The following is a 7,654-nucleotide window of genomic DNA, read 5'->3' as shown; positions in this document are numbered from 1 at the left end:
TAAGAGCGGAACCAATAGTGGCCGTTACCTAAATAACGGATATGTACCCCGCCCCAAGCCCCCCTCTACAATCAACAGCCTTTAAAAACCCCAGGCCGCTTCTCGACCATCGCCCGTACACCTTCCTTGGCATCCTCACTGTTCAGCAGTTTCTCCACCAAAACGGGCAACCCGGCCGCCGCCGCGGTCTCCCCCTCGATCCGTGCCTGGCGCGCCGACATCAGCGTGGCCTGCACCCCCAGCGGTGCCTGCTGTGCAATGCGATTCGCCAGCACCACCGCCCGGGGCAACAAATCCTCGCTGGCCATCACCTCCTGTACCAACCCCAACCGCAGCGCTTCATGAGCATCAAACTCATCCCCGGTGAGCAACCAGCGCATGGCATTCCCCCACCCCGCGATCTGATGAAAACGTAACGTCGCTCCTCCAAAAGGAAAGATCCCACGCTGCACCTCCATCTGCGCAAAGCGGGTATTGCTGGCACACAGGTTGATATCCGCCGCCAACATCAACTCGATACCAATGGTCAGGCAGTACCCCTGAGCCGCAACAATCACCGGCTTACTGACCCGGGGCCCCGCGAAAACTCCCCACGGATCACAACCGCCCAACGGCGGTTGCCAGCCTTGTGCCATTGTTGGGCCGACATTGGCCAGGTCCAACCCAGCGGTAAAATGATCGCCATGCCCGAAGACAATGGCCACCCGCGCCTCCTCGTTGCGATCAAATTCGCCATACGCAAGGCTCAGCTCATTGAGCAATTCCAGGTCGAACGCATTGCGCTTGGCCACGCGATCCAGACCCAACAACAGGATATGACCCTGCTGTTCACGGCTGACGCGGCTGCTGGTGGCTTGGTTCATGGGGTGTGCCCTCGGGCGCAAAGGGAGGTTTCGGACCGAAGGGCCCGCTGTTAAGGGTGAACCGTTTAAGCGTCATGACCAACAGGGCCGGGCCTTTGAAAAATAGACCCGCTCACCGCAATGCGCAAAGCCTTTGATGCAGAGCCGTTCACCTGTGTTTTCCGATAAAAAAAGCTCCCTTTTTCAGCGATTTCCGGTATAGTGCGCGCCGGCCTTTAACCGGGCCGCGTTTAGGTAGCGCAATTCCCCGAAGTCAGCTTCGGCTGCACGTCCGCATAGCGGACTCTTCCTTGACGAATCTTTTTCATTCATTCGTTTTCGCAAATCCCCGCCGACAAAGCAGCCAGGGCGACTCTTGAGTCTCAACACGGCATGCGCAGCTTTGGAGCATGGGTCTTTGCGGATGCACTTAGAGGCAGACCCATGACCCAGGAAACCGGCGGCTTCGCCGCTTTTAATCTTAACCCGAATATTCTTGCTGCCGTCATCGCGACTGGCTACGAAGAACCTTCGGCTATTCAGCAGCAATCGATCCCGATCATCATGGCCGGCCAAGACATGATTGGCCAAGCGCAAACCGGTACCGGTAAAACCGCCGCGTTCGCCCTGCCAATCCTGCACTGCATCGATCCTGCCAAGCGCGAGCCGCAAGCCCTGATCCTGGCGCCAACCCGTGAGTTGGCGCTGCAAGTAGCAACCGCTTTCGAAACCTACGCCAAGCAAATGCCGGGCGTTACCGTTGTGGCCGTTTACGGCGGCGCGCCTATGGGCCCACAACTGAAAGCAATCCGTAACGGCGCACAGATCGTTGTCGCCACTCCGGGCCGTCTGTGCGACCACCTGCGTCGCGACGAAAAAGTGCTGTCGACCGTGAACCACCTGGTTCTGGACGAAGCTGACGAAATGCTCAAGCTGGGCTTCATGGACGACTTGGAAGTCATCTTCAAGGCGCTGCCAGCAACCCGTCAGACCGTACTGTTCTCGGCTACCCTGCCACAGTCGATCCGTGCCATTGCCGAACGCCACCTGCGCGATCCGCAACACGTGAAGATCCAGACCAAGACTCAGACCGTTACCGCGATCGAACAGGCTCACCTGTTGGTTCACGCTGACCAGAAGACCTCGGCTGTATTGAGCCTGCTGGAAGTCGAAGACTTCGACGCCCTGATCATGTTCGTGCGCACCAAGCAAGCGACCCTGGACCTGGCCAGTGCCCTGGAAGCCAAAGGCTATAAAGCCGCTGCGCTGAACGGTGACATTGCCCAGAACCAACGTGAGCGTGTGATCGACTCCCTCAAGGATGGCCGTCTGGACATCGTTGTGGCGACCGACGTTGCCGCTCGTGGCCTCGACGTTCCACGTATCACTCACGTGTTCAACGTTGACATGCCTTACGATCCAGAGTCCTACGTTCACCGTATCGGCCGTACCGGCCGTGCCGGTCGCGAAGGTCGTGCATTGTTGCTGGTGACTCCACGTGAGCGCCGCATGCTGCAAGTGATCGAGCGTGTAACCGGTCAGAAAGTTGCCGAAGTCCGCCTGCCGGATGCCCAGGCTGTTCTCGATGCCCGCATCAAGAAACTGACCAACAGCCTGTCGCCGCTGGTGGCTGACGCTGAATCGACCCACGGCGACCTGCTGGACCGCCTGACTGCCGATATCGGTTGCACCCCGCGTGCCCTGGCTGCAGCCCTGCTGCGCAAGGCTACCAACGGTCAGGCCCTGACCCTGGCTGCGATCGAGAAAGAACGTCCACTGGTGCCGAACAACGCTCCGCGCGGTGATCGTCCAGAACGTACTGGCGACCGTCCAGACCGTGGTGATCGTGAGCGTCGTGCTCCGGTTCCATTGGCTGAAGGCCGTGCTCGCTGCCGTACCGCGCTGGGTGCGCGTGATGGTATTGCTGCCAAGAACCTGCTGGGCGCTATCCTCAACGAGGGTGGCCTGGCACGTGAAGCGATCGGTCGCATCCAGGTGCGTGACAGCTTCTCCCTGGTGGAGCTGCCGGAAGATGGGCTGGAGAAACTCCTGACCAAGCTGAAGGACACTCGCGTTGCCGGTAAGCAGTTGAAGCTGCGTCGCTACCGCGAAGATTGATCCGCCCTTGGGCTGATTGATCGAACATAAAAAATCCCCGACTGGTTCGGGGATTTTTTTTGCCTGCGATCAGGCGAAACGGTAGATGTCCATGCCCAGCGCGCCCATGGTAAAGCCTTGGTGAGCCGCGCTGAATTCACCGCCGGCGCCCCGGGCGAAATACAGCGGCAGCAAATGCTCATCGCTGGGGTGGCTGCGCACGGCATGGGGGGCCTGGCGACGATAGTCGTGCAGGGCGGCTTCATCGTTGGCCGCCAGCTTGCTGACCATCCAATCGCGAAAATCCCGGGCCCAGGGCTCGATGCTCTCCGGCCCGGCATGCCAGTCCAGTTCGCCGAGGTTGTGGGTAATGCTGCCGGAGCCGATCAGCAGCACGCCTTGTTCCCGCAGGCTCGCCAGTGCGTGGCCGACACGGGTTTGCAGGGCAGGGCCCATACGGCTTGGCAGCGATACCTGCACCACTGGAATATCGGCCGCCGGGTACATCAGCGACAGCGGGACCCAGGTGCCGTGGTCGAAGGGGCGCTGGTCATCAATCCGCGCCTCCAGGCCGTCAGCCTTGAGCAATTGGACAATCTCGGCGGCCAATGCCGGGTTACCGGGCGCCGGGTACTGTACGGCGAACAGTTCTCGCGGGAAGCCGCCGAAGTCGTGCCAGGTCTCGGGCGCGGCGCTGCCAGTCACGAGCAACCCCTGGCTTTCCCAGTGTGCCGAGACCACCACAATGGCCTTGGGGCGTGGCAACTCGGCTGCCAGGCGCTTGAGTGCCGGGCCGCTGGCACCGGGTTCCAGGGCAAGCATTGGTGAACCGTGGGAGATAAACAGGCTGGGGAGCATGATCGGGTCCTGAGGGTTAAGATGGGACCATCTTCAATCAGATCATTGATCTAAATCTAATATAAGTTTTAGCGCTATTTGATCAAGTTTTAGGGTTAATTATGGAGCCTGGATTTTGGCATGAGCGTTGGGCGCGCAATCAGACGGGCTTCCATCTGCCCGAGGTGAATCCTTACCTGCTGCGCCATTGGCCCGGCCTGGGCGTGGCGAACGGGGCGCAGGTGCTGATGCCGTTGTGCGGCAAGAGCCTGGACCTGGTGTGGCTGGCGAGCGTCGGGCATCGGGTGATGGGGGTTGAACTGTCGGAAAAGGCCGTTGAAGAGTTTTTCAGCGAGCAGGAACTGACGCCACAAATCAGTCAGCGGGGTGCCTTCAAGGTCTTTCAGGCGGGCTCCATCGAACTCTGGTGTGGGGATTTCTTCGCGCTGGATGCTGGCGCAGTGGCTGATTGCCGGGCGCTTTACGACAGAGCGGCGTTGATTGCCCTGCCGCCGTTGATGCGGGAGCAGTATGCCGCGCACTTGAACGGGCTCCTGGCGGGAGGCAGCCGTGGCCTGTTGATCACCCTCGACTATGAACAGGCGCAGAAGGCAGGCCCGCCGTTTGCGGTCAGTGATGAGGAGGCGAGGCTGCTGCTTGGTGCGCAATGGGGCCTGGATGTACTCGAGGAGCAGGACATCCTGGGTGACAGCTGGAAGTTTGTTCAGGACGGCGTCACGCGCCTCGAAGAGCGGGTGTATCGGTTGGCCAAGGGCTGAATCGCACCCACAAAAAAAGGGGCGATCAAATCGCCCCTTCTTCTTGTCGCTGTCAGCCGCGACGACGCAGTGCGTCAATCCGCTCTTCCAGCGGTGGGTGGCTCATGAACAGGCGAGCCATGCCTTGCTTGATGCCACCGTTGATGCCAAAGGCCGTCAGGGTGTTCGGCATATGCACCGGCAAGCCCTGTTCGGAGCGCAGGTGCTGCAGGGCGCTGATCATGGCGCCGGTACCGGCCAGGCGAGCGCCGGCTTCGTCTGCGCGGAATTCCCGTTTACGCGAGAACCACATCACGATCGAGCTGGCGAGGAAGCCCAGCACCAGTTCGGCGAAGATGGTCGCCACGTAGTAGGCCATGCCCTGGCCTTGTTCGTTCTTGAAGATCACCTTGTCGACGAAGTTGCCGATGATCCGCGCAAAGAACATCACGAAGGTGTTCACCACGCCCTGGACCAGCGCCAGGGTGACCATGTCACCGTTGGCTACGTGGCCGATCTCGTGGGCGAGCACCGCCTTGATTTCATCCGGCGAGAACCGCTCCAGCAAACCCTGGCTGACGGCCACAAGGGCGTCGTTCTTGTTCCAGCCGGTGGCAAAGGCGTTGGCTTCATAGGCCGGGAAGATCCCGACTTCAGGCATCTTGATCCCGGCTTCGCGGGACAATTGCTCGACGGTTTGCAGCAGCCATTGCTCATGACGGGTACGTGGCTGGGTGATGATCTGGGTGCTGGTGCTCATCTTCGCCATCCACTTGGAGATGAACAGCGAGAAAATCGAACCGGCAAAACCAAAGACCGCACAGAAGATCAGCAGCTGATTGAGGTTCAGATCAACCCCGTTGGCCGCCATGATCCCATTGAAGCCGAAAAGGCTCAGCGTGATGCTGGCAATCAGCACGACCGCCAGGTTAGTGGCCAAGAACAGCAGAATGCGCATCATGGTTGTAGAATTCTCCTCATGCTAAATATGTCGCGTACTGCGGGGTATATAAGGTGCAGCATGGGGCTATTCAACCGAGGGACTATTTCAAACTGTGTCCTACAGCCTGAATGTAGAGCCTTGAAGGGAATTTCCGAGGTTTGAGGCGGCTCGGCTGTCTCGCTCCATTACCTTGCGGCCCTGTAATTATAGGGTGATGCCCGAACAAGGGTGGGCCCGTTGAGTGTAAAAGGCGAAGGGGCCCGCGCAGGGCAGAGAAGTGTTGCCAGATAATCGCTGTACGACCTCAGTTGGGCCGTACAGCGCAATGTCCATTACTGGCGATAAGACTTCAGGAAGTTGCCGATGCGACCGATGGCCATCTCCAAGTCATCCACCCGCGGCAAGGTGACCACCCGGAAGTGATCCGGCCACGGCCAGTTGAACGCTGTGCCCTGGACCACCAGCAGCTTTTCCGACAGCAGCAGGTCGAGCACGAACTTCTCGTCATTGAGGATCGGGCACACTTTCGGGTCGATCCGCGGGAAGGCATACAACGCGCCCATGGGCTTGACGCAGCTGACGCCCGGAATTGCGTTCAGCAGTTCCCAGGTGCGGTTGCGCTGCTCCAGCAGGCGGCCTTGTGGCAGCACCAGGTCGTTGATGCTCTGGTAGCCGCCCAACGCGGTTTGGATGGCGTGCTGGCTCGGCACGTTGGCACACAGGCGCATGTTGGCCAGCATGTCGATGCCCTCAATGTAGCTCTGGGCATTGTGCTTGGGACCGGAAATCGCGATCCAGCCGGAACGGAAACCCGCCACCCGGTAGGACTTCGACAGGCCGTTGAAGGTCAGGCACAGCAGGTCCGGCGCCAGGGAGGCGGTGCAGATGTGCACGGCGTCGTCGTACAGAATCTTGTCATAGATCTCGTCGGAGAACACCACCAGGTTGTGCTGGCGCGCCAGTTCGAGCATGCCCAGCAGCACTTCCTTGGAGTAGACGGCGCCGGTGGGGTTGTTCGGGTTGATGATCACCAGGGCCTTGGTGTTCGGCGTGATCTTGGCCTTGATGTCGGCCAGGTCCGGGAACCAGTCCGCGCCCTCGTCACACAGGTAATGCACCGGATGGCCACCGGCCAGGGTGACGGCGGCGGTCCACAGCGGGTAGTCGGGGGCGGGCACCAGCACTTCGTCGCCGTTGTTGAGCAGGGCCTGCATGGACATGACGATCAGCTCGGACACGCCATTGCCCAAGTAGATGTCTTCGATGCCGACACCTTCAACCTGCTTCTGCTGGTAGTACTGCATGACGGCCTTGCGCGCGCTGAACAGGCCTTTGGAGTCGCTGTAGCCCTGGGCGGTCGGCAAGTTGCGGATCACGTCCTGGAGGATTTCGTCCGGCGCTTCGAAACCAAAGGGTGCCGGGTTGCCAATGTTCAGCTTGAGGATGCGATGGCCTTCCTCTTCCAGGCGTTTGGCGTGCTTGAGCACTGGGCCGCGAATGTCGTAGCAGACGTTGGCGAGCTTGTTCGATTTGCTGACCTGCATGGCGATGTGATCCTGAAAATGAACGATCCAGACGGTGTGAGGACTACCGTGCTGAGAATCCTGCGTTGGCCTGACCCATAAATACGTTTGAATGCCGGTAACGCGGGTGCCAGACTGGCGCTTTGAAGAGGCGCAATCATACGTGCCGCCTGATCCATGGAAAAGACACAGATCAGGCTTTTTCAGTTGCCGAGGTGTACCGATGGAAAAGTTGCAGAAAACCGTTGATGAATGGAAAGCCATGCTCGACCCGGAGCAGTACAACGTGTGCCGCCTCAAAGGCACCGAGCGACCGTTCAGCGGCAAGTACAACGGCACCAAGACCGACGGCGTTTACCACTGCATCTGCTGCAATGAGCCGCTGTTCGATTCCAGGGCCAAGTTTGACTCCGGCTGCGGCTGGCCCAGCTTCTACGAGCCGATTGCCGAGCAGGCAATGGTCGAGATTCGCGACATCAGCCACGGCATGATCCGTACTGAAGTCACTTGCGCCAAATGCGATGCGCACCTGGGCCACGTGTTCCCGGACGGTCCGCCGCCGACCGGGTTGCGTTACTGCATCAATTCGGTGTGCCTGGATCTGGTGCCGCGCTAAACCGTCAAGCTCCTGCGGGCCTTCGCGTCCGCAGGGAC

General features: G+C 60.0%; 7 protein-coding genes. 3 read left to right on the top strand and 4 right to left on the bottom strand.

Translation table 11 applies throughout. The annotated features are described in order from the left end of the window. Nucleotides 1-71: 71 nt before the first annotated feature. Nucleotides 72-863, bottom strand: coding sequence for a crotonase/enoyl-CoA hydratase family protein (locus K0H47_RS02165; RefSeq protein WP_177070694.1), 792 nt, complete (start codon nucleotides 861-863; stop codon nucleotides 72-74). 423 nt (nucleotides 864-1,286) lie between these two features. Here K0H47_RS02165 and K0H47_RS02160 point away from each other — a divergent pair, with 423 nt between their 5' ends. Then, complete coding sequence (locus tag K0H47_RS02160) at nucleotides 1,287-2,960, top strand: DEAD/DEAH box helicase (RefSeq protein WP_003209050.1); 1,674 nt, start codon at nucleotides 1,287-1,289, stop codon at nucleotides 2,958-2,960. 69 nt (nucleotides 2,961-3,029) lie between these two features. On the opposite strand, the gene K0H47_RS02155 is transcribed toward K0H47_RS02160, so the two are convergent. After that, nucleotides 3,030-3,797 (bottom strand): class III extradiol ring-cleavage dioxygenase, encoded by a 768-nt coding sequence (locus K0H47_RS02155; RefSeq protein ID WP_177027325.1) that lies wholly within the window; start codon nucleotides 3,795-3,797, stop codon nucleotides 3,030-3,032. A 101-nt stretch (nucleotides 3,798-3,898) separates the two neighbouring features. On the opposite strand from K0H47_RS02155, the gene K0H47_RS02150 reads away from it, so the two are divergent. Next, a complete protein-coding gene (locus tag K0H47_RS02150) occupies nucleotides 3,899-4,555 on the top strand; it encodes a thiopurine S-methyltransferase (protein WP_219271834.1) in 657 nt (218 codons plus the stop codon). A 52-nt stretch (nucleotides 4,556-4,607) separates the two neighbouring features. Here the strand turns inward: K0H47_RS02150 and htpX are convergent, their stop codons facing one another. Beyond that, on the bottom strand, nucleotides 4,608-5,495 hold the full coding sequence (htpX, locus tag K0H47_RS02145) for a protease HtpX (protein ID WP_003209055.1): 888 nt from the start codon (nucleotides 5,493-5,495) through the stop codon (nucleotides 4,608-4,610). A gap of 314 nt (nucleotides 5,496-5,809) precedes the next feature. Beyond that, nucleotides 5,810-7,021, bottom strand: coding sequence for a pyridoxal phosphate-dependent aminotransferase (locus K0H47_RS02140; RefSeq protein ID WP_063032067.1), 1,212 nt, complete (start codon nucleotides 7,019-7,021; stop codon nucleotides 5,810-5,812). A 202-nt stretch (nucleotides 7,022-7,223) separates the two neighbouring features. On the opposite strand from K0H47_RS02140, the gene msrB reads away from it, so the two are divergent. Then, on the top strand, nucleotides 7,224-7,616 hold the full coding sequence (gene msrB, locus K0H47_RS02135) for a peptide-methionine (R)-S-oxide reductase MsrB (RefSeq protein ID WP_010176145.1): 393 nt from the start codon (nucleotides 7,224-7,226) through the stop codon (nucleotides 7,614-7,616). Nucleotides 7,617-7,654 lie beyond the last annotated feature (38 nt).

This window comes from Pseudomonas sp. Xaverov 83, assembly GCF_019352905.1.
GTDB classification, from domain to species: Bacteria; Pseudomonadota; Gammaproteobacteria; order Pseudomonadales; family Pseudomonadaceae; genus Aquipseudomonas; species Aquipseudomonas yamanorum.
The sequence above is the reverse complement of the archived record's forward strand: the minus strand, read 5'-3'. Positions and strand labels throughout refer to the sequence as shown.